General features: G+C 47.8%; 20 protein-coding genes. 6 read left to right on the plus strand and 14 right to left on the minus strand.

Annotation, left to right across the window (positions count from 1 at the left end; translation table 11 throughout):
* Window positions 1–30: 30 nt before the first annotated feature.
* The 5 genes from ACQSGY_RS19995 to ACQSGY_RS20015 form a co-directional block, all read right to left on the minus strand.
* Window positions 31–2082 carry an iron ABC transporter permease gene (locus ACQSGY_RS19995; RefSeq protein ID WP_427180176.1) on the minus strand — a complete coding sequence of 684 codons (2052 nt, stop codon included), beginning with the start codon at window positions 2080–2082 and terminating at the stop codon, window positions 31–33.
* Complete coding sequence (locus ACQSGY_RS20000) at window positions 2079–3080, minus strand: ABC transporter substrate-binding protein (RefSeq protein ID WP_427180178.1); 1002 nt, start codon at window positions 3078–3080, stop codon at window positions 2079–2081. Before ACQSGY_RS20000 ends, ACQSGY_RS19995 begins: the two co-directional genes overlap by 4 nt.
* A 207-nt stretch (window positions 3081–3287) precedes the next feature.
* Entirely contained in the window at window positions 3288–3830 is a 543-nt protein-coding gene (locus ACQSGY_RS20005) for a CueP family metal-binding protein (RefSeq protein ID WP_427180180.1), read from the minus strand.
* Between the two features lie 382 nt (window positions 3831–4212).
* Window positions 4213–4725 (minus strand): hypothetical protein, encoded by a 513-nt coding sequence (locus ACQSGY_RS20010; protein ID WP_145406258.1) that lies wholly within the window; start codon window positions 4723–4725, stop codon window positions 4213–4215.
* Window positions 4726–4751: 26 nt separating this feature from the next.
* Entirely contained in the window at window positions 4752–5285 is a 534-nt protein-coding gene (locus tag ACQSGY_RS20015) for a hypothetical protein (protein WP_216516951.1), read from the minus strand.
* Window positions 5286–5465: 180 nt separating this feature from the next.
* On the opposite strand from ACQSGY_RS20015, the gene ACQSGY_RS20020 reads away from it, so the two are divergent.
* Entirely contained in the window at window positions 5466–7664 is a 2199-nt protein-coding gene (locus ACQSGY_RS20020) for an ATP-binding protein (RefSeq protein WP_427180182.1), read from the plus strand.
* Window positions 7651–8373 carry a response regulator transcription factor gene (locus ACQSGY_RS20025; RefSeq protein WP_427180184.1) on the plus strand — a complete coding sequence of 241 codons (723 nt, stop codon included), beginning with the start codon at window positions 7651–7653 and terminating at the stop codon, window positions 8371–8373. Before ACQSGY_RS20020 ends, ACQSGY_RS20025 begins: the two co-directional genes overlap by 14 nt.
* Before the next feature lie 158 nt (window positions 8374–8531).
* Here the strand turns inward: ACQSGY_RS20025 and ACQSGY_RS20030 are convergent, their stop codons facing one another.
* The 3 genes from ACQSGY_RS20030 to ACQSGY_RS20040 form a co-directional block, all read right to left on the minus strand.
* Window positions 8532–9812 carry a PTS transporter subunit EIIC gene (locus ACQSGY_RS20030; RefSeq protein ID WP_427180186.1) on the minus strand — a complete coding sequence of 427 codons (1281 nt, stop codon included), beginning with the start codon at window positions 9810–9812 and terminating at the stop codon, window positions 8532–8534.
* Window positions 9813–10018: 206 nt separating this feature from the next.
* Window positions 10019–11311, minus strand: coding sequence for a hydroxylamine reductase (gene hcp, locus ACQSGY_RS20035; protein WP_427180187.1), 1293 nt, complete (start codon window positions 11309–11311; stop codon window positions 10019–10021).
* A 136-nt stretch (window positions 11312–11447) separates the two neighbouring features.
* Complete coding sequence (locus tag ACQSGY_RS20040; protein ID WP_289370550.1) at window positions 11448–11585, minus strand: hypothetical protein; 138 nt, start codon at window positions 11583–11585, stop codon at window positions 11448–11450.
* A 256-nt stretch (window positions 11586–11841) separates the two neighbouring features.
* Between ACQSGY_RS20040 and ACQSGY_RS20045 the strand changes: the two genes are divergently transcribed.
* Entirely contained in the window at window positions 11842–13191 is a 1350-nt protein-coding gene (locus tag ACQSGY_RS20045; protein WP_427180189.1) for an MFS transporter, read from the plus strand.
* Between the two features lie 68 nt (window positions 13192–13259).
* Here ACQSGY_RS20045 and ACQSGY_RS20050 read toward each other — a convergent pair whose 3' ends face one another.
* Together ACQSGY_RS20050 and ACQSGY_RS20055 are read right to left on the minus strand one after the other, a co-directional pair.
* A complete protein-coding gene (locus tag ACQSGY_RS20050; RefSeq protein ID WP_427180191.1) occupies window positions 13260–13724 on the minus strand; it encodes an SMI1/KNR4 family protein in 465 nt (154 codons plus the stop codon).
* 87 nt (window positions 13725–13811) lie between these two features.
* Window positions 13812–14468, minus strand: a complete 657-nt coding sequence (locus ACQSGY_RS20055; protein ID WP_427180193.1) for a DUF2625 family protein — start codon at window positions 14466–14468, stop codon at window positions 13812–13814.
* A gap of 145 nt (window positions 14469–14613) precedes the next feature.
* Between ACQSGY_RS20055 and ACQSGY_RS20060 the strand changes: the two genes are divergently transcribed.
* The 3 genes from ACQSGY_RS20060 (at window position 14614) to ACQSGY_RS20070 (ending at window position 17482) form a co-directional block, all read left to right on the plus strand.
* Window positions 14614–16128 carry a DUF5123 domain-containing protein gene (locus tag ACQSGY_RS20060; protein ID WP_427180195.1) on the plus strand — a complete coding sequence of 505 codons (1515 nt, stop codon included), beginning with the start codon at window positions 14614–14616 and terminating at the stop codon, window positions 16126–16128.
* A 101-nt stretch (window positions 16129–16229) separates the two neighbouring features.
* The gene (locus tag ACQSGY_RS20065; RefSeq protein WP_427180197.1) at window positions 16230–16880 is read left to right on the plus strand and encodes a hypothetical protein; all 651 of its coding nucleotides are present in this window, start codon (window positions 16230–16232) and stop codon (window positions 16878–16880) included.
* A 44-nt stretch (window positions 16881–16924) separates the two neighbouring features.
* The gene (locus tag ACQSGY_RS20070) at window positions 16925–17482 is read left to right on the plus strand and encodes a DUF1697 domain-containing protein (RefSeq protein ID WP_427180198.1); all 558 of its coding nucleotides are present in this window, start codon (window positions 16925–16927) and stop codon (window positions 17480–17482) included.
* 267 nt (window positions 17483–17749) lie between these two features.
* Here ACQSGY_RS20070 and ACQSGY_RS20075 read toward each other — a convergent pair whose 3' ends face one another.
* From ACQSGY_RS20075 to ACQSGY_RS20090, 4 genes are all read right to left on the minus strand, one after another.
* Entirely contained in the window at window positions 17750–18193 is a 444-nt protein-coding gene (locus ACQSGY_RS20075) for an Hsp20/alpha crystallin family protein (RefSeq protein ID WP_188591454.1), read from the minus strand.
* 215 nt (window positions 18194–18408) lie between these two features.
* Window positions 18409–19596, minus strand: coding sequence for an MFS transporter (locus tag ACQSGY_RS20080; protein ID WP_427180200.1), 1188 nt, complete (start codon window positions 19594–19596; stop codon window positions 18409–18411).
* A 46-nt stretch (window positions 19597–19642) separates the two neighbouring features.
* Window positions 19643–20461 (minus strand): MerR family transcriptional regulator, encoded by an 819-nt coding sequence (locus ACQSGY_RS20085; protein ID WP_111272024.1) that lies wholly within the window; start codon window positions 20459–20461, stop codon window positions 19643–19645.
* A 192-nt stretch (window positions 20462–20653) separates the two neighbouring features.
* Window positions 20654–21853, minus strand: coding sequence for an MFS transporter (locus ACQSGY_RS20090; protein WP_111272025.1), 1200 nt, complete (start codon window positions 21851–21853; stop codon window positions 20654–20656).
* Window positions 21854–21926: the final 73 nt, after the last annotated feature.

Consider the following 21926-nt stretch of genomic DNA (forward strand, 5'->3'; position numbering starts at 1 on the left):
GTACTATTTACGAAGGGTTTGGTGCTTTTTTTATTTTATCGCTTTGCGCCAGTTCGAACGGTACATCAGGTACAGGAAGTACGGTGTGCCAATGATTGCAATCAGAATACCTGACGGTATTTCGGTTGGAGCCATTACCGTTCTGCCAATCGTATCGGCGAGCACCAGCAGAACTGCCCCGGCCAGTGCCGACAGGAACATGGACTGTCTCAGCTTGTGGCCTGTTAACAGCCGAACCATATGTGGTGCAATCAGACCGATAAATCCGACCGTACCTACACAAGCGACGGCGCCAGCCGCAAGCAAAACACCTGTTGCCATTGCGAGCAGGCGAGTACGCCGTACGTTCATGCCAAGCCCGGAAGCGCTGTTGTCATCAAACACCAGCAGTTCGAATCTGCGGGCAAGCCACCAGGCGATCGGAATCAGAACCAGCAGGAATATGCCAATAACCTTGACCTGTTCCCATGTACGGGCATACGTACTGCCTGTGAGCCAGATGTAACCACTGCTGCCGTAGACGGCTCCGCGTACAATCAGAATCTGAATGCCCGCGCCGGCTATAGCTGACATGGCAATCCCCAGCAGTACAACAGCGGACGGATTCAAGCCTTTTTTCCATGAGAGTGAGAATACAACTGCAGCCGCAATGGCTGCACCCGCGATAGCTGCAGCAGGCAGCATATACATCGGCAGACCAGGCCAGAGTATGAACACCATCATTGCTCCCAGCCCTGCTCCCGAAGATACCCCCACAATGGAAGCATCAGCCAGCGGATTACGCACTGCCATCTGAATCAGTACACCGCTGATGGCGAGAGCAGCGCCTGCCCCGGCAGCCACCAGCGTACGCGGGATGCGAAGCTGCACAAGTGCAGAGAACATGCCATCTGACTGGAACAGGCTTGGCAGCAGCTCAGCCAGAGGAATACGCATTCCACCAAACATGGTACTAAGCAACAGCAGCAGAATCGTAATCGCTGTGAAAAGAATAGCCAGAGGCATGAAGGCGAAGCGGCGCACACGCCCGCCCGTGCTCATAGATGTTGTCATGCCGCCGCCATTCCCGGCTTTCATGCGGGTAAGCACCAGCCAAATCAGCCAAGGCGCACCAATGATTGCCATAACAGCGCCTGTTGGCAGCTCCATGCTGGAGTTGTGTACCATTTTGGCAAGCACATCCGCTCCAACCAGCAACGCTGCCCCCCAGATGAATACACCAGGGATCAACAATCGATTGGAGCGCACACCACTCAGACGGACCAAATGTGGAGCTACCAGACCGACAAAGCCGATGGGGCCAATGACACTGACAATCACAGCAGCCAGAATAACTGCAATGATGAGTCCACCCGCCCGGGCAAGTCCAACTCGCTGGCCCAGGGAAGAAGCAGTAGATTCATCCAGCTCCAGCATATCCCATTGCTTGGACAACAGCAGCGCGATCAGCGTTACTCCAATAACCCACGGCCAGGCATATTTTACACCCGTCCAGTCATTTTGAACAAGCGTCCCTGAACCCCACAGAAATAATCCCTGTGTCTCCATGGAGAAAAAAATATGTAATGCGCTCGTAAATGAACCAAGGATCATCGACACAATCATACCGGACAATGCCAGCCTTACCGGAGTGGATGTCCGTCCACCACCCATAAAATAAGCGGCGAACGCAGCAAGCAGGCCACCCATGGCAGCAAAAAGAAATGGCGACTGGCTGAGTACTCCCGGAAAAAGAATAGCCCCCAGCACAACGACAAAGTAAGCACCGGCATTGATACCAAGCGTGTCCGAAGCAGCCAGCGGGTTTCGCGTAATCGTTTGGAGCAATGCTCCCGCCACAGCAAGTGCTCCACCGGCAAGGATGCCAATAACGGTACGCGGCATACGCAAATCCCAAACCATGTTATGCTCAAGCGTCCCTTGTCTGTTCGTAAGCGCACCCCAGACATCATGTAAAGAAATGGCGGCCTCACCATAACATAAGCTTACAAAAAAAAGCACGATAAGGGCGGTCAGGCCGCCCCCATAGATGCTTAACATACGCCAGTTCACGGCTGGCTTGGCTCCTTGAAGCGAGCTCATTTGGTAATCGCCTCAACTACACCGTCAACCAGCACTTTGGACGAAATCGGTCCGCCAAAGGTCCATGTTGTACTGCCCAGCTGGTACGTACGTTTTTCCTTCACAAAGTTTAAACCGTTCCATACCGAATTATTTTTCATTGCCGTTCCAAACACGTCATCATCCGGTTGTGTAATATAGATAAAATTACTGTCCTGTACAGCGGATAAGGATTCGATGCCTACAGTAGAGAAACCGTAATTTTCAAGCTTGTCCGGCTGCCAATCATTGACCATGCCGATCTTGTTCAGGGTACCTGCTACGACCGAGTTATCCGAGAACATACGCAAGGAAGCCGCGTTTTGATATGTGAATGCCTGTGTCAAAGCATAATGGAAATTTTCTTTACCAGCTGCAGCCAGCTTTTCTTTGGCCTCCGCATAGTGCTGATCCAGACCGCTCAAAACTTCCTTCGCTTTATCTTCTTTGCCCAGTACGGCTGCAATGGTATTAAAAATAGTCGTCATCTTATCATAGTTATAACCTTCACCATTGTATGGATCGAATTCCAGCGTTGGAGCAATCGCATTCAGCTGATCATATACATTCGTATTGTTGTCCGCATTAGCAATAATCAGATCCGGCTTGAGTGCGGCAATAGCCTCCATATTCGGTTCACTGCGTGTTCCGATATCTGTTACGTTGTCATCCAGAGCAGCTTCATTTGTTACATACACTTTATAGTTTGCATTATCAGCATTACCGACAGGCTGAACTCCCAGGGCAACAACATCCTCTGTATACGTCCATTCCAGCGTGACAACACGCTTAGCGGGCTTGTCCAGTGTAAACTCTCCACGATTATGCTGCACCGTAATCGGACCGGCAGTCTCTTCAGCAGGCGCACCGCCGGAAACAGCGTTTTTACTCGGTTCTGATGTGGTAGCTGCCTTACCGCAACCTGCCAGCACCAAAACAAATGCCATCATAATCAATAGTGCGTGTAACCCTTTTCTCATATCTCTTGTCTCCCCTGTTTGTATGTATTTATATGATAACAATTATCATTATCACTAATGAGTTCTGTTTTGTCAATGCTTCTGCCGATATCTTTCCACTGCTTCACCTCAGCAAAAAAAGGAAAGGCATGGCTTGCAGTCCATCCTCTCCCCGTATCCATTGAGCCTGTCTTATTTGAAAGTACCAGCTTAAAATAACCAGATACCTCACATTAGTTGCATTGTAGTAATGCAGGTTTGGTCATTTGGGTATGTAGACAGTTGCTTCTCGGCCACCTTGCCATCCTGAACGATACGGATCAGATAGGTTCGGTCCCTCGGCACCCATAAATCCATAAATCCGTTCGCTCCAGACTTTAACACTTCATCTTTCATGAATGTGTTCCCTTCAGAATCATGAATCGTCACCGTGAACTCCTCATTCACCATCTCGCCCTGACAGCCCGTTAAACTATGAATTTCACAGGGATGGGTCTGCTGCACGTATGGAGCAATGGAGAGAAAAAATTCATTTTCCGGCAGGGTGTAAGTCGTTTCCTTATTCCCTGTATCTGTCACGGTCAACGTTGTAGCACTAATCGAAGCAGACTGCGGTTTATCCCGGCCTGTACTGATATCCTCCACCAGCTTTCGAACATCCGTCCCTTCGGCCTGCTCAGCCTTATCTCTGCCTGTTGTATTTGCAATCAGATACGTACCAAGCAGAATCAAAACGACAGCACTGGCAATCATCCATAATGGCTTTTTCATCAGGCAACTCCCTTCTTCTTTCCTCTAATTATATAAAGAAATTACCTTTAAAAGGGATCTGTCCAGCATCGTTCACCATTTTTTCATATTTTTGGTTCTTATTCATATATAGAAAAAGAAATCTGCCTATCACATAGAAAAAGAAGCCTGCCTATCACATCTGTGATCAGCTTGCTTCTTCGGTTCTTTCTTGTTCCTCAGCAGGAATATGGAAGGATTGCGAAACGGGGATTATTTTGCAGGGGTTGTGCTTGCACGGAGCTGTTCATTCAGCTTCAATACATTTTCAAACTTGAGAATGCGTCCACCTTTTTCAGGTCTGTTGTAAGAACTCGGTATTGGAATCAAGTGGTTTTCACCTCCTTTCAGGTTAATTAGTCATTCAGTCAGATCGGGACGTCGTTTGAATCTTTAGATAAACAAGTAAAGGCTCTAATTCAGCCGTATATACATGCTCCGATCTACCATTACGTACCTGAACATCAGTCCACACAGCAAATTTGCTGTATAATCGATTGATATAACGGTTGTTTGCGGCTGCGTGAAACTGTATGGTCTGAACATGCCTGTTCTCCTCACAGATCCATAAGACGACATCTCGAAGGCCTGCAAAAAACACTCTGCTGCTTCGATACTTTTTAACCAGTACGGCTGAATCAATAAAAGCGGTGTGCACGTTCTCGATGTAACGATACTGGATGAACGCGCTGAGCTGACCCTGATCATCATCAAACAAGAGCAGATGAGTTTGCTGAATCGTATCAATTAAATGAATTAAGGCGTCATGAAGCATATACTGCTCATCGAATTCATCACTGTTCGCCAGATAAAAACGGGCAAACCGGGCATAATCCTCATCTTTTAAGGAATGATGGCCCTTTAGCTGCAAAATCAAGATGACGTCATCCTTTCCTTACCCTTCTACACACAAACTTCACGCTCAAACGAAGCCAGATACGCCCGAAGTTCGGCAAGCTTTACAGCATAAGCATTTAACGTGCCTGCTCCAAGTGTTTTACTGGATACTTGTTCTGCAAATTTGGAGAATAGCCGATGCATGCTCCCTCCATGAGGAGCCCAAAATCGAATCTCCTGTACAGGCACAACCTCATGCACATGATCATCCAGATGCTGTACCAGAAACCGCAGCCCCTCTATAAAAATTCGGCTGCCGCGATGTTTATTCACAATAAAAGCGACCTGCAGTTGTACCACATGCTGATCCTCATAATTCTGCTCTCCCGTACCATGAATAAATCCAAATGCACCTGCTGCCTCATCTTCTTCATCAAAACACAAGATTGCACTACCGGTCATAAATAGCGGACTGGAGATGTAGCTTAGCGTTGTCGAGAAAGAATAAGGTAAATTCAACTCACTATAATGAGCCAGCAGAAAATCCATATATCGATGCTGGTACATAAATGTTATGCAATCCGAAAAGTAATACTTCATAAACCAATTCCCTTCCTGGTTGCCGGGTCTTAATGCCTATGTATTATGTGGACTATTGTACTTAGAGAAGTTTAAGTTTTGTTTAAGTTCATCGAGATTCAGGAAATTTTTCTTTCGACAAGCCAGACAATGCATCTATAATAAATATACAAATTTCCCCTCGGCCGGAGGTCACCCCTGATGAAACAAAGCAAATCGGCATATGGTCCTATCCACAAACATCCCTTTATGCTGGCTGGCCTGCTGCTGCTACTGTTTGCTGCCATAGTCCTACTGAGACAATGGAGCAAAAATGATGGTATTTCAGCCCAGGTTCCCAAGCCTCCTCCTGCCGCCACACAGGGCATGCTGGATTGGTCCAATCTGTACACAGATCAAGCGGAAAACATCCCGCTGGATGGAGAATGGGAATTTTACTGGCGTCAGCTCCTGGAGCCCATAGATTTTCAAGCCGCTCATGCACCTGTCTCCAGTTTCGTACAGCTGCCTGCACCATGGACAAACTATTCGGACAGCAGCGGTGAGTTTCTGCCCAGTGAAGGCTATGCAACATACCGGCTGCGCATCCTGCTCCCGCAGGAATTGAGCGAGAGGGCTCACCCTCTCGCGCTGTATCTCAAAAGCATTGCCTCCGCTTACCGCATCTGGATCAATGGTCAGCTCGTTGGCGGGAATGGCAGTGTAGGAACGGATCGCATATCCGAAACCCCGAAAAGTTATCCTGAAGTTGTTTATTTTCAACCACGTACGGACTGGAACGAAATGATTATTCAAGTATCCAACTTCTCTCAGCGCAATGCAGGCATATGGCAGCACATAGAGCTGGGTACAGCCGATAACATCTCCTGGACCCGTATTCTGCATGTCTCTGCACAATCCAGTATTGTTGGCATTTTCAGCGTTATGGCACTGTATTACGCATTTGTCTTCTGGAATCGCAGAAAAGAAACCTCTGCCCTGCTGTACAGTCTGCTCTGTATGGCGGTTGGTGTGCGCACTGTAGTGCTTGGTGAATCTACTGCACTTTACCTGCTGCCCGGGCTGCCTTGGGAATGGGCGGTCAAAGCAGAATACATATCTGTTACCATGACGGCTCTATTACTAATCTTGTTTATTAACCGGGAATACCCGGCGGAAGCCATGCGCCAAGTCTCTGTCTTATCTGGAGTTATTCTGCCAGGATGCATGCTGCTCTTTCTAGTGACGCCTGCACATGTGTATACATATCTGTTAACGCCTTTTACATGGGGAGTTTTGTTCCCGGCTCTGCTGTACACGCTGTACATCTATATCCGATCTGCGATAAAGCGTAGAAAAGGGGCCATGACCAGCATGATTGGCTTCCTGTTTTTTATGGCTTTTGCCCTGAATGATATGCTGTTCTACACGGTCCATCTGCCCACGGAGGATATGTTGTCTGTAGGACTGCTAGTGTTCCTGTTAACCCAGGCGTACAATCTCTCATCTCGTTTCTCGCGGGCATTACATCGATCAGAGCAGCTATCATTACAGCTTCGGGAATCGAATCTGCATCTGGAGCAGATTGTCGCGGAACGAACACGGTCACTGCAACGAACAAATGCAGAGCTTCAGGAAGCCAATCAAAAAATGTCTGACTCCGAGCTGTTTCGTACCCGGCTGCTGTCCAACATTTCTCACGAGTTGAGTACACCCATTACTTCGATCAAGGGCTTTGCCAAGGCACTCAGAGATGGAATTATTACAACCGATGCTCCCAAATATGTGAATCGGATCTACACCCGTTCAGTTATGCTTGAACGGATGATCCATGATCTGATTGACCTGACCAAGCTGGAGACGCATCAGGTACAATTCAGGATGCAGAACGTCTATATCATTCCTTTTATGCAAGAGCTGTTCCTTAAATATGAAACGGATGTTCAGGCACACGGCATTCAGTACGTGATGGATTTGCCTGAAGGATCAGACATGCTATCCCACGGGAGCGAGGGCTGGATCGTGCATTTGGACCCGGTTCGACTGGAGCAGGTGTTATCCAACCTGATTTCCAATGCACTTCGTTTTACTTCGCCTGCGGGCATCATTCAAGTGCAGCTGCGTTTAACAGAAGCGCCTGCGACGGAGACGGGCTGGATCGCATGCGTTTGTGTCAAGGATACAGGAATAGGCATCCTGCCCGAGTGGCAGGAGCGAATCTTCGAACGTTTCGAGCAAGCCAGTCCCCCCTCGGTTCAGGATGAACATAAAGGATCAGGGCTAGGGCTCGCCATCTGCAAGGAAATTATGCACCATCATCAGGGAGATATAGGTGTAAACAGCAAGCCCGGCTCGGGCAGTGAATTCTGCTGCCAATTACCTGCGTGGAAAGGAAGGTTGTCACCCCATGACAAGCCGTGAAGACATACGTCATATTCTCATCGTGGAGGATGATACAGATATTGCGGAACTGGTACAGATTTACTTACATCATCAGCATTACAGCACTTCTGTAGCGCATACGTTAAAGGATGCAGCCAAGCGGTTCGAAGAGCATGCTCCTGATCTCGTGCTGTGTGATATCGTACTTCCTGATGGGCTGGGAACAGAATGGATTTATCTTCTCAGGGAAAAAACAGACCTGCCTGTTATTTTCCTGAGTAGTCGGCAGGAGGCCGAAGATATTATTCAAGGCTTGGAAATCGCAGATGACTATATTACCAAGCCGTTTGATCCAGATATTATGGTGGCTCGGGTCAAAAAGAGAATGAAGTCTTCACGAATAATCCCTTCCCATCCTGGCGATTCGAACGGAAAGGTATGGCGAGATGGATGGCTTGATATCCACTTTGATCGTTATGAGGTTTACGTCGGAGGGAACGAGCTATCCTTGCCTGCCAAAGAGCTGCAGCTTCTGCTTCTGATGGCAGGGCGCCCCGGACATGTTTTCAGCACGGATTACCTGTTTGAACAAATATGGGGGCTCGACAACTGGAGTGATGTGCGTACAGTCATGGTGCATATGCATCATCTGAGACGTAAAATTGAAAATCCGCTTGACTCTCATCGTTATATTGTGACTGTACGCGGTCTTGGATATAAATTTCAGGCAAAGCAGGATCACCGATAAAAATGCCATGTGAACTGTCGTCTGCTCTCCATTGTGTGTCCATTCTTCATTATCAAAATTGACCAAAAATAAAGGCTGTTCCTTACGAGGTCATCATCGTATGACCTCGTGGAACAGCCTCGATATCGTGTTCGGAACAGTCAGGGCTTCATTTCCTGTTACTGCACCTTTCTTCTCAGCAACATATAAGCAAATACTGCGGATATTGCATAAGCGATAAATATCCCTATACAAGTATGCAGCATATTCAGCGTTCCCTCTTCCACGTAGAACGGAAGATCCAGCAGACTGCCCGTGCCACCTATCGCCAACGATTTGACAGACAACAGGCCGAAATACAATCCGCCGAAAGCACCGCCAAGCATAGCTCCACCAAATGTTGCCCAGCTTCTCATATTTACGGCATACATTGCGGGCTCCGTAACGCCGAACAATGCCGCTCCGCTTGCCCAAAAAGACATTTTTCTGGACTGTGTCTGCCCGCTGCGCAAACCTGCTGCGAGTGCAGCTCCCGCCTGAGCAACGAAGGCAACAAGCATGACCGGAAGCAAAGTGGTGGAACCCGTCATCATCAATTCATTGATTGCAATCGGAATTAACCAGTAGTGCATACCCATGAGCATTAGAAGAGGTATTAGTGCTCCCAGCAGCGTTAACAAAAGCACAGATGAGTCGCTGAGCAGTGAGTTGATTCCCTCCGATAACTGTTCACCACTCCACTCCCCAAGCGGACCAAGCACGATGAGTACAACGGGCACTATCAAACCGAGAGCCAGTGCCGGAGCAAAAACACCTTTCAGCCATTCAGGGCTAAGGCGTTCAACATGTCTTTCTACCCAGGAGACAATCGCAATTGCAGCAATAACCCATAGTGATGCCGAGTAGAAAGGAGCCTGTGACACAAGCGGCACCTTCATAAAATGCACCTCTTCACCGCTCGCCATTAATTGCACCATCTGCGGGTACAGCATCAGTCCGCCGATAGCACCTGCTACATACAGGTTACTGCGCAAACGATGTGCCGTGCTTATCGCAACCAGAACAGGCAGCAGATAAAAAGCACTGTCACCGATGGATTTCCAGATCATCCAGGTCTGACTGTTCATAAAAGAGCTTTCCTGCTCGCCAAAGGAGTCGATAACTACAATTAAACCAAGGATACATTTGAGCACCGCAGCCCCCAGAAGAACAGGCATTAAAGGCCTGAACACATCTGCAACAAAATGCAGCAATCGTGAAGCCCTATTCGCTTTAGGTGTATTGTTCTGGAATTCCGCTTGCCCCTCTTTCTCTTGGTTCATTTCGTTCTTCTCGTTCCCTTCTTCAAACTTCCTTCCTGCTTTCTGATCTTTTACTTGCTGCTGTTCTTGCGCTTGCTTCTGTTCTCTCTTTTGCTGGTCTTCCTTCTTTTCTTTCTTTTCTTCGTTGTTATTCTCCATATGTATCTGCTCCTTCTCCTTGCGTTACGGTAAAACCGTGTTTTATGATGCATCCTAGTTTATATAGACATATCCATGAAAAAACTTCAATAGGATTAAAACACTAATTATCCTGATTCTTCTTTATTTTCGCGCAAAAATCACCTCTGAAAAAGGCAAAGAACCTGCATCTGGTGCAGGCTCTCGTTCCTGGCTTCTATTCAAATTCAAGATAAAGCCAGCATAGCGTTCATATCTTCTTCTGCTGTCGTAATCAGCTTCAATCCGAACAGATCGACGAGCACATCCAGAACACCTTGTGAGATAAACTCGGGCGGCTTGGGCCCGATTCGGATATCCTGAATGCCAAGACTGAACAGGCCAAGCAGGATGGCAACCGCCTTTTGCTCAAACCAGGACAACACAATGCTTACAGGCAGCTCATTCACGGTGCAGCCAAATGCATCAGCCAGGGCCATTGCAATTTTCACCGTGGAACCCGAGTTGTTACATTGCCCCAGATCAATGTACCGTGGAATTCCAGTATTGCCCACCGTTCCGTAATCCACATCATTAAAACGGAATTTGCCGCAGGACGTGGTGAGGATTACGGTATCGTTTGGCAGCGATGTCGCGAGCTCCCGATAATAATTGCCCCCCTTGCCCGGTGCGTCACAGCCTGCAATGACAAAGAAACGGCGAATGTGTCCGTCTTTGACCGCTTGAATAATCTCTGGCGCAAGTCCGATCACCGTCTCGTGATGGTATCCTGTCGTTAACACCTGCTCGGATTGCACATTCGCCGCTGGCAAGGCCAATGCCCGCTCAATCAGAGGAGAGAAATCCTCACCCGGAATCTTGGTTACACCTTCAAGGCCAGCGACTTCATAAGAGAAAAAGCGGTCCGCATAGGTACCTTTGATCGGCATTACACAGTTGGTTGTTGCCAGAATGGCACCCGGAAATTCCTCAAACAGTCTGCGTTGATCGTACCAGGCTTTACCGATGTTTCCTTTGAGATGAGCGTATTTCTTCAACGCGGGGTAACCGTGCGCTGGCAGCATTTCCGAGTGAGTGTAGATGTTGATGCCTTTGCCTTCAGTCTGACGCAGCAGTTCCTCTAGCGCATACAAATTATGACCGGTCACCACGATACACTGCCCTTCAATCCGGTTCTGACTGACAGTGATCGGCTGCGGAATACCAAATCGTTCCGTATGCGCCCGGTCCAGTACATCCATAATTCGAATGGCAGCATTGCCCACCTTCATCGCCATCTCCAGATGCTCCTGCTGATTAAAATTGGAGTTTGTGAGCGTCATATACAAGGCCTCATGTGTGATTCGATCCACCTCGGGATCGGAATAACCCAGTTGGCGTGCATGTGTGGCATACGCTGCAATGCCTTTCAGCGCAAAGATCATCGTATCCTGCAAGCTGGCAATCGTTTCATTTTTACCACATACCCCGATCACTTTACATCCACCGCTCGGCGTCTGCTCACATTGATAACAAAACATAAATATCCCTCCATACTGGTTTAAACGCTCTTCGTTATACAATCAGCGTACCAGACATAGGCAGGCTCAAGTGTGATAGCGCACACAGTTTCATTTTCGGTACATGGATTTAGTTTCCAGAGGGTACTTCGAACATTTAATTATGATTGTACAGGTGCTGAATGATCATTCTCTGTAATCGGTTGCTCTCCCTCATTTCCATGTAATTCACCGTCAGTAGAACCGTGATCAGAAGCAGAAAAACAGCCACAGTAACCCGAAATTTATTGTCCATTGTACATTATCCCCCTGCATTAAAATACATTGGATGTCGTGATCGGTTAACCAATCTTCGCTTAACGTTCATTACTTTTCCATATGGGTGCATTTCCTGTGTATTTCATATTTCCGTTAAAAAAAATATGACATTATTGCCATATAAGCAATTGAAGTGTAAAATAAACTATTGCTTTGTGGCGAGTTCATATGCCCGAACACAACTGAAATTCATTTTAATCATGATTACCCTATATACAGACAGGAATGGTTACGTGAAAGATAAAATTGTAATGCCGCTCTGGACCTGCTGCTTGTTTATCGTGGTGATGAACACCACTATGTTTAATGTGTCGCTGCCGGTTATTATTCGAGATCTGAGGATCACATCCGACCTGGGGTCCTGGGTCATCTCCAGTTATTCCATCGGATATGCTCTGTCTACCGTGATCTACAGCCGTCTGTCCGACCGTTTTCCAATTCGCAGGCTGGTGACGATAGGTTTACTGATCCTCGGCTGCTCATCCTTGCTGGGTTTGTTCGCACACAACTTTGCCTTGCTGCTCACGACACGTATTTTGCAATCAGCGGGTGCAGGTGTGATGGCCGGTCTCGGACTGGTCATTGCAAGCAGGTACATCCCGATTGAGCGACGCGGTGCCGCACTGGCGCTTATCTCATCAGGCAGTGCAATGGCTTTTGGACTTGGCCCCATTGTAGGCGGACTGATTAGCGAGTATTGGGGCTGGAACGGGCTGTTTGCCATTACTATACTGGTGCTGCTTGCCCTGCCAGTATTGCTTTATTTTCTGCCACGAGAAACCGTCAACCGTGAAAATCCTTTCGACCTGACTGGTGCCATGCTCACCATAATCAATGCAACCACCCTGCTGGTGGCGATTACACAGCGCTCATGGATATGGCTGGTGGTAGGCGTCGTTTCTCTGGGGGCACATATGCTGTATATTCGCAAGGCAAGTCTTCCTTTTGTGAATCCGCATGTCTTTCGAACACCAGGCTTCACCCGCCTTATTCTCATTGGCTTCTGTGTGCTGGTCGTTAATCTCGGCAACCTGTTTCTCATGCCGTTAGTGCTTGCTGATCTGTATCATCGTTCTGCCCTTTCAATTGGCTTGCTGATCGCTCCAGGCGCGCTCATATCCGCCTTCTGCACTCGTTATGTCGGTCGCTGGATTGACCGTTATGGCAATATGCGTTTTATGCTGATAGGACAAAGCATGCTCGCTGCAGTGCTCCTGTTGTTCATGCTTGGACTTGACCAGTCGGCCTTGATCATCACCGGCGGTTATGTATTCTTCTCTCCAGCACTGTCAGCATCTATGGCCTCCCTGAACAACGAAGCCTCACGTATACTGCCCAAGCATCAGATCGGGTCAGGCATGGGACTGCTACAGCTGATTCAATTTTTCGGCGGTTCGGTATCGGTTGCTGTGTGTGGAATACTACTGCATGGCATACCCGGCGTCTCGGTAGAACAAGCCTACCATGTGGTATACGGCTGCCTTTTATTCATATGTGCCGTTTCGCTTGCACTCACCTTATGGCACAGCAAAGCTGCTTCCCATGCCCGGCGAGAGGTTCATTCCGCATCATCTGCACGTTAATACTCATGGAATATACTGCCAAAGGCTCGCATCTGTTTGCGAGCCTTGGGTCTATGTTAATTCAAGCGTTATTCCAGCGAGGACCTGGGCTGGAGAAGCGCAGCAAAGGCCCCGAAATGCGCAGCAATAAGCTGTACATTTTCCTCCATCAACTGCTGTGCTTCTTCACTCGTCTCCGCTTCACTTTCGGCGTCCTCTCGCACCATGGCCATCTCATGCTCCATCAAGAGCACAGCGGGCCTCTCTTCGTTCTGACGAAAATCCAGCAAATAATTGTTGCCGCTGCTTACACTCCACGCGATCGGAATAATCCGCTGCGGATCAGGATTAACTTCATCCACCAGCTCAGCATTATTGGCAATAAACTGACTATCCAGCGCATGAAATCGAATATCCCAATCCTGCACCTCCGTACCCTGCATCAGATCAAAAGAAGCACCATCATGAAGACGTATAAATTCCAGATAATCCTGTGGAAAAATAATACCGTAATGTTGCTGAATGCGAGTCACCGTTGCATCTGCATCATTCATGTCAATCCAATCCTCCTTCGGGCCACCAGAATAGATCATTACCTTGTGTTCGCACGATCTTCCTGCTCCACGGACTCCGTCTTCATGTCACTTGGCTTCCAGTACAGTTTTCCAGGCTTCAGCGATAGGTATCGGCGCTTTGCTGCTGCTCTCTCCGCCGCCTTCCTTCGTCCACAGCGGGGGATAATAGGCAAACACCTGGCCAGCTCCCACCTGCGCCGTATCCTCCTGCCAGCCTTTCCAGCGAAACGTTTCGTAAAACAGCTGCAAATCTCCCTCGGCCAGCCAGGTCATAAACTCCGAATAGGACAGGTCTGTCGCTTCCCATTCAAGCGCATCAGGAGCAAAATAATAAATCTGGCCCGTGCCGCCATACTTGCCGGTGTCCAGCGCAAAGAAGCCACCAGCCACATCGTAAGCAACAACCATCATACCCGTGAGCGGTTGTATCTCAGGCTCATCACTCAAGCCATTCCAGCGGGTCAAGCTGCCATGTCCATGTTCATCGCCTGCACCCAGCAGCGTAATCCAGCCATGATCTACCATAATGCCCTGCGTCTCATATGCCACCGCTCCCAGATAGGAACGTGTGCTCACTTGCAGCCTGCACAGCGCATCCTCTCCCAGCTCGGGCTGTGCAGGGACGTAGGTATATGTATTTCCTCCCTGATCGAGAAGCTCCTTGAGCTCCTGCCAGGCATGATTCTCGCGGTCAATCCATTCGTTAGCAGGTAACCTGTTCATTTTTTGCAAACACCTCTCCCGTGTCCATAATTTTTCTAAAGCATAACATGGCTTATTCTGCCATTCAAATCTGGGGGCTAGCAAATTACAGCCTCTCGCATCTGGTATAATTAGCTTCCAGACCATTATTGAAGGAGGTGTCCCTTTGTTTCGTTCAGTCCTGCTCTTCTCCGCTCTACTCCTGACAATAGTGACTACCAGCTGTTCGGATCAGGGCCATCCCCTCTCCGTTACACAGCCAATGACTTCAGATACAATGACGGCAGAGAGAGCATCCAATCACCAGATGATCTACTATATTTCACCACAGGGAGACGATAACAATCCCGGCACAATCCGCTCTCCATGGAAAACCATTCAGTACGCGGCAGATCATGCAGCCCCGGGCAGCACCATCTATCTGCGTCAGGGAGTATACGCTCAGAAAGTCAAAATAACCCGTAGCGGTCTTTCCGCGGGCAGGCCTACCCTGCTCACCAGCTATCCAGGGGAGAAAGCCGTTCTCGATGGCAAAGGTCTTCCGGTTCGCGGTGTGGAAGGCATGATTGAACTGGATCATGTAAGCCATGTGACGATTCAAAATATAGAGATTCGCAACTTCTCCACCACCCTTAGAGGACAGGTCCCTGTTGGCATTTACGTCCATGGAGCAGGGGAGAACGTACAGCTTCTCGGCAACAAAATACACGGGATCGCCAGCCGGGCCACACCCAAAGGGGCTAACCTTCAGGGCAGAGATGCCCACGGCATTGCGATCTATGGCACGGAGCATCCACAGGCCTTGCGCAACATTATTGTTAAAGATAATGAGCTGTATGACCTCGTGTTAGGCTCCAGCGAATCTCTGGCGGTCAATGGCAATGTGGATACATTCGCTATTCTGAACAACAGAATTCATGATAATGACAACATCGGTATTGATCTGATCGGATTCGAGGGCATCTCAGAGGATGATACGTATGATCAGGCCAGAAACGGCATCGTGCGCGGCAATACCATCTATAACATCACATCCAGCCGAAATCCATCTTACGGTCTTCCCCTTCCGAATAACAGCAATGCTGCTGGCGGCATCTATGTTGATGGCGGCAAAGACCATATCATTGACCAGAACAAGGTATATCGTAACGATATCGGCATCGAGATTGCCTCCGAGCACGCCGGACGTTCCACCCGTAACATTACCGTTCGTGACAACCTGATTTATGCCAACCGACTGACAGGTATCGCCATGGGCGGTTATGACAACAATCGGGGAGCAACGATGAACAGCACAATCATGTACAATACAATCGCTAACAATGATACGTTAAATGCAGGCAACGGCCAGCTTCTGATCCAGTCTCAAACCAGAAACAACCTCTTCACGCACAACATCGTTGCAGCTGGCTTATCCGGCGTGCTGATCTACAACGAATATACGAGCAACGAGAACAATGTGTTTGACCACAATATTTATTATGCTGAAGGTGAGGCAGAAGACGCCCTTTGGGTATGGAAAAATAAAATCTATCCTGATTGGACAGCGTACCAACAAGGATCAGGCAATGAGGCACACTCACGCTATGCAGATCCGGCGTTTGTGAACAGCTCGAAGGCAGATTATCGCCTGCGAGACAACTCACCGGCCAAAGCCTATGGCTATCTGGCCCCCAGGTAATAACCTTTATTTCAGTTTATACAAATATCTGTATTTCAATGGATGAACTGCTGTTTTAATATAGAATAAAATAAGATGATTACTGATATCAGGAGGACAACATGATGCAATCTCTGAATGCGGCTTTAACCCGTTTTGTGGAACAGCAAGATTTATATAATGAAGCCTACGGACTTTTTCAAAATCACGATCTTCGGCCCCGGGCACTGCCGGTTCAGCCGGAAGTGGACAAGCAGATTTTTCTTTCTCCGGAACTCCAGTACTTCTATAGTCACTACGAGATGGTAGATGCTAAAGCGGAGGGAACACTGAAAATGAAGAGTGCAGCTGTGGAAATTGGCGATGCGGCTCTGCTCTTTTTCGTGGCCCCTGAGCACCTGCATCGTCAACAGCTGGGGTTTCGCTGGACCGGTTTGCAGGAACCTTACGAAGAATCGGCTTCCTGGCCGCCCAATCATGTTGTCATCGCCAATGTGAACGATGATCCCGTTATCGTTGACACAGAGGTACCAGATTCTCCTGTATATGCTGCATTTGAGGGTGGAGAAGCAAAAATTGTCGCTCATTCTCTGGCAGACTTTTTTAACGCTCTTGCCGTCCTGATCGAAAGTGCACGTACATATGCAGGAGAAGTAAAGGACGAAGAAACCTTTGAGACGAAACCGGAATACCTTTCTGAGGTGCAGCCAAAATTAGAGGCGTTGCTCGGAGATGAAAACACAAAACACCTTATAGAATATCTATCTTTATGACGAGTATACGTTAATCAGATAGGTATGGTTAGGAGGATATATCCATGATTTACGTCGCTTTGCTGCGAGGCATAAATGTAGGTGGCAATAACAAAATCGGGATGAAGCAGCTCAAGGAAACGTTTGAACAGGCCGGGATGCAGAAGGTCGTGACTTACATTAATTCCGGCAATATCATCTTTGCCGATGATCAGGAACGAACCGATGCTCACATGGAAATATCCGAACTTCTGGAACAGGCCATTGCGGCGGAATTCGGATTGCAGATTAAAGTACTGCTACGAAACCTGGATGAGATGGCATCTGTCATGCAGGTGCTGCCTTCCGATTGGACAAACGATGATCAGGCCAAAAGTGATGTGCTCTTTTTGTGGGATGAAATTGACAATGTCGATATTTTGGAGAAGCTGCCGCTTAAGCCGGGGATCGGAACGCTCATTTATAAGCCTGGAGCACTCCTGTATTCGGTCAGCCGAGATGAAGCCTCCAGAAGTGGCATGAATAAGCTGGTGGGGTCCAAAATGTATTCCTATATGACCATCAGAAATGTCAATACCACACGTAAAATCTATGATCTTATGCAGGCAGCAGCAGAAAAGTAATCGCATACCGCGACACTGGTGTTAAATTTCCTGTTAAGGAAGGGTTCCTGACGTTTAAAAATGCATGACAAAGACAAAGGGCTTAACATTCTTGTTAGAATGCCAAGCCCTTTTACAAATTTTTGCTCTTATCTATGCTTTCCAGTTAAATCTTCGGATTTGCACCCTCTATCTTAGAAAATCCTGAGCTTTTGATTCACGCATCGTGCACCGCTCTCTGAATCCGCATATCCTCGCTTTACAGCATGCTGTAGAGCTTCATCTTCATCAATCAATCTGAATGCGTCTGCGTGACTGCTCATCGCCCGGACGTTTCGGAATGTCCAGCTTCAGCACACCATTTTCCAGCCGCGCCTTGATATTATCCTCGTCAATATGATCGACATAGAAGCGGCGCACAAACTCCCCGGCACGACGCTCCTGCCGAATCATTCGGCCCTCGTCATCCTTCTGCTCGACCATTTCGTTGCGTTTGGCGCGAATGATGAGCTCATTGCCCTGTACCTGAATGTCGATGTCTTCCTTGGCCATGCCCGGAAGCTCGGCTTCAACGAGATATCTGCTATCTTCCTCTCGAATGTCGGTACGGAAAGGCTGCATACCCGTTCCAAATGAAGAGAAGAATGAGGTGTCAACCATGTCATGGAAGGATTTCAGCATCTGTCCGAACGGGTCATCATTTCTTCTGCGAAATGGAATCAGATCAAACATGAACATCATCTCCTTTAATGTGGTTGGGTTTAATTGTTGCTTACATCTATTATTGTATTCATGACACTGCAAAGGTTCAAAGTCGATGAACAGCGATATAAAGCGATGATTCGCCGTCTTGGTTAATTAGATAAAAATAGATCGTTTTTTCATTTAATTTGACCATATTTGACCTTCTGACTTTATCTGACCAATTCCAGATACTTTACCGTATCTCACTGCACATGAATCTCCTGTCCAGATGCCTCTACTTGCCTTTTGCTTGCTCCCCTAAACTGTAATATGGCTAATAAGAAAGCTACACCTACCGAGGCAAAACCTGCCCAGTTCAATGTCAGAACAGAAGCACGGCTAATCACAAGTCCGCCTAGACCCGAACCCAACGCAAAGCCAAATTGAATAAATGACGTATTCACACTCAGTGCAATATCCGGGCTGCGAGGTGCCAGCGTAACCAGATATAATTGCTGGGCAGGAGAGATACTCCACGTCGCCAACATAAATATCATCAAAACAAGAATCAGCAAGATCAGATGTGTGCCCGCCACCGCAAATAAAAGAAGAGTTACTCCTTGCAGCACCAGCCCGAGGATAATGGTATATTTCGAACCTTTGGCATCGGCCAATTGTCCACCCAGTTTGGAACCGATAAAGCTGCATATGCCTGCCAGAAACAAGATCAAGCTAATTTCGGTCATGGAAAGGGAAGAACTCGTTTGCAGAAAAGGCGTAATATACGTGAACAAGGTTGCGTATCCACCCACATATAACAGGGTCATCATCAACGCAATCAAAACTGCTTTATTTTTCAGCATTGAGAGCTGCATGCCAATCGTAACCTTCTCTTGCTCCCGAATGGATGGAACCTTCCGATAAATAATAAGCAACGGAACAATACTCAGGATACCGATCACAACAAACAGCATTCTCCAGCCAAAGATCTCACTGAAAAATGTGCCGATGGGCACACCAAGCACAAGCGAGCTGCTTAGCCCCATCAGAATAATTCCGATCGCATTGCCCCTCTTCTCCTGCTGAACAAGCCTTGTCGCTGCAGCCATGGCCACAACGGTTGTCATGCCTCCGCTTGCTCCCTGAATGATCCGTATCCAGAGCATCGCTTCATAGGAGAGATCAAATATCATGATGCCATTGCTCATAATAAAAATCCCAAAAGTCAGCAGCAGCAGTTTCCTGCGGTCGACATTAATGGTTGCAGCAATCAGTATCGGTGCAGCGATAGCTGCTGCAAGAGCAAATACCGTGACGAGCATGCCCGCTTCCGCCGTGGATACGCTGAGCTCTGCAGCCATCATCTCAATGATTCCCGTAATAATGTATTCAATCGTGCCGATCAGAAACACAGCCAGTGCCAGAATATAAATCGTGCCTTTATTGTTCAAACGTTCTCACTCCATCTGCTATATGTTTTCCGTTCATGTCCTCTCGTTACGTGCATAGAATAGGGATCTGAATTTCAATATACTGTGCATCTTCTTGAGGGGATAAAGGCAAGTATAATTCTCTACCCGATTCGTTCTCCTTGATCTGATAATTGTTTTTCTCGATCCATCGCGCCAAATGTACACAAGCCGCCACATCAAAATTCGAATGCGAATGAAACGCCATGGAAGCCATCATCGGTTCAGGCGGCAGACTTCTCAGCTGAAACGGCTCGGGAATAACAGCAGGTTCACCTGTTAAGTAGTAGCCTATTTCATACTCGAACTCGTCCTCTTTTCCATGCACATCTCGCCATAAAACAACCTGTGGGCCTTGAATCCATTGACGTATGTCTTTGGTCAGCAATGATTCCAGGTGGCACAGCAGCTCTGGAATGCACTCTTCTCCACCGCTTGCATTATAGAACAAGAACGTCTGAGCGGCCTCGGCCTTGATTCGAATCTCCTGGCCTGTCTCCCATTGCCGGTCCTGCTCCATAAGCTGGAGGCGCTCCTCAATACGAGCAAGCCTCGCTTGCTCCAAGTCAATCATGTGCTGAATCTCACTTCTTTTCAGCCTCAACATGCCCTGAATCTGCTCATGTGATATGTCTTCCTGAAGCAGCTGCGCGATCTGCGGCAGCGTAAATCCCAGTTCCTTGTAAATCAGAATGCGATTCAATTCAAGCAATTGATCTGCTGCATAGTATCGGTATCCCGTGTCATGATCAACCTTACGCGGTTTGAGGATACCGATCTGGTCATAATAGCGCAGCGTTTTCAGAGAGAGCTTGCTGAGCTTTGCAAACATACTGATTTTGAACAAGATATCATCTCCAATCCATAAAGCTTAGTGTGAGTATATACTCTCCCGTGCAGGGGAAAGTCAAGCGTTGTTAGATTATGTATAAACGAAGAGCAGGCAGACCATCGATGACCGATGTTTCTGCCTGCTTTCATATTCTCTTCCCTATCATGGAAGGATGTTAGCATCTATCCGATTTCTGAATTTCTCTGACTATGACGAAACAGATTTTTCTGCTTCACAGGATTGATTATTCCTACTCCCCCATAGCATGGCGCTCATGATAGCCACCAGTAAGGCTACAAGTATAAACGGAATATGTTTATCCACCTGATACAGCATGGTGGTTAGTATAGGGGTAATGACTGCAGATATTCCCTGAACTGCTGCGACCAATCCCGCGGCTCCACCCTGCTGCTCCTTACTGACTGCCAATGAAGCACCTGCCATAAACCCCGGCATCATCAGGCCAGAACCTATACCAAACAGGAAAAATGAGAAATAATAGACGAATAGTCGGTTGTAGAACAGAAACAAAAGCATGCTTGCAAGCAGAAACAGCGACCCCATCAAAATCATGGAGCGTGGTTGCCATTTCAGCCACTTCATCTGGATAAGCTGCATAATCAGCATTGCTGCCCCTGAAAACATAAGTCCAAACGATACCATTCTGGCCGTAGCTGCTGGGGTTAAAGCGAGTTGATCCTGAAAATAAAATCCCCCAATGACTTGTAACGTCATGATGCCAACCATCGTGACCAAACCGGCAGCAAGGTACAACGCTAATCCCCGTTGGAAGGGATTTACCTTTGTTGGTTTCTCCTGAATGACAGGTTTAGCTGCTGGCATAAACCACAGGGCGATGATAAATGCAGCCAACGCCATAACGATGCCAAAATATAGCGGCCACAGCAGCCCAATCATAGTGAAAGCACCTGCAATCGCAGGACCAAATACAAGCCCAAGCCCATTCGCTGCACTAATGATTGCCATTCCGCTGCTCCGCTCTTTACCCTCTGTAACATCCCCCATATATGCCTGCGCAGAGGAAAGCACGGCCGGGATGAACATACCGATCAGACTGCGCATCACAATCAGCAAGGTAAGCAAAACTCCACCTGTAATCCATTCATTTAATCCACCATACAATGTCACTGCAAATAATGTACAGCTTATGGACATACCGATAAAACCAATGAGTATAACGGGCTTCCTGCCTTTCATATCACTGGTTCTGCCCCACACTGGAGCCATCAAAGCCATAGCAATCGAGCCCAGCGAAATAATAAGTCCAGAATGACTTTCTCTCATCCCGAGCTCACGAATAAGCGGCGGCATAATGGGAGCAATAAGCATCAAACCCAGCATGGCGGCAAATACACTAAAAAAAATACTTCCTTTGATCCTGTTCATGCTTGTACACTCCTCTGTATATTCAGTACAGTATCCACTGCACCTGAAGTATACATGGTGTGGGTGAACTCAG

It is taken from the genome of Paenibacillus sp. TC-CSREp1 (assembly GCF_050171015.1).
In the GTDB taxonomy this organism is placed as follows: domain Bacteria; phylum Bacillota; class Bacilli; order Paenibacillales; family Paenibacillaceae; genus Paenibacillus; species Paenibacillus silvae.

Coding starts and splice junctions, on each gene's coding strand:
- ACQSGY_RS19995 (WP_427180176.1), bottom strand. CDS start 2,082: ATGAGCTCGCTTCAAGGAGCCAAGCCAGCCGTGAACTGGCGTATGTTA.
- ACQSGY_RS20000 (WP_427180178.1), bottom strand. CDS start 3,080: ATGAGAAAAGGGTTACACGCACTATTGATTATGATGGCATTTGTTTTG.
- ACQSGY_RS20005 (WP_427180180.1), bottom strand. CDS start 3,830: ATGAAAAAGCCATTATGGATGATTGCCAGTGCTGTCGTTTTGATTCTG.
- ACQSGY_RS20015 (WP_216516951.1), bottom strand. CDS start 5,285: ATGAAGTATTACTTTTCGGATTGCATAACATTTATGTACCAGCATCGA.
- ACQSGY_RS20020 (WP_427180182.1), top strand. CDS start 5,466: ATGAAACAAAGCAAATCGGCATATGGTCCTATCCACAAACATCCCTTT.
- ACQSGY_RS20025 (WP_427180184.1), top strand. CDS start 7,651: ATGACAAGCCGTGAAGACATACGTCATATTCTCATCGTGGAGGATGAT.
- ACQSGY_RS20030 (WP_427180186.1), bottom strand. CDS start 9,812: ATGGAGAATAACAACGAAGAAAAGAAAGAAAAGAAGGAAGACCAGCAA.
- hcp (WP_427180187.1), bottom strand. CDS start 11,311: ATGTTTTGTTATCAATGTGAGCAGACGCCGAGCGGTGGATGTAAAGTG.
- ACQSGY_RS20040 (WP_289370550.1), bottom strand. CDS start 11,585: ATGGACAATAAATTTCGGGTTACTGTGGCTGTTTTTCTGCTTCTGATC.
- ACQSGY_RS20050 (WP_427180191.1), bottom strand. CDS start 13,724: ATGAATGATGCAGATGCAACGGTGACTCGCATTCAGCAACATTACGGT.
- ACQSGY_RS20055 (WP_427180193.1), bottom strand. CDS start 14,468: ATGAACAGGTTACCTGCTAACGAATGGATTGACCGCGAGAATCATGCC.
- ACQSGY_RS20065 (WP_427180197.1), top strand. CDS start 16,230: ATGATGCAATCTCTGAATGCGGCTTTAACCCGTTTTGTGGAACAGCAA.
- ACQSGY_RS20070 (WP_427180198.1), top strand. CDS start 16,925: ATGATTTACGTCGCTTTGCTGCGAGGCATAAATGTAGGTGGCAATAAC.
- ACQSGY_RS20075 (WP_188591454.1), bottom strand. CDS start 18,193: ATGTTTGATCTGATTCCATTTCGCAGAAGAAATGATGACCCGTTCGGA.
- ACQSGY_RS20090 (WP_111272025.1), bottom strand. CDS start 21,853: ATGAACAGGATCAAAGGAAGTATTTTTTTTAGTGTATTTGCCGCCATG.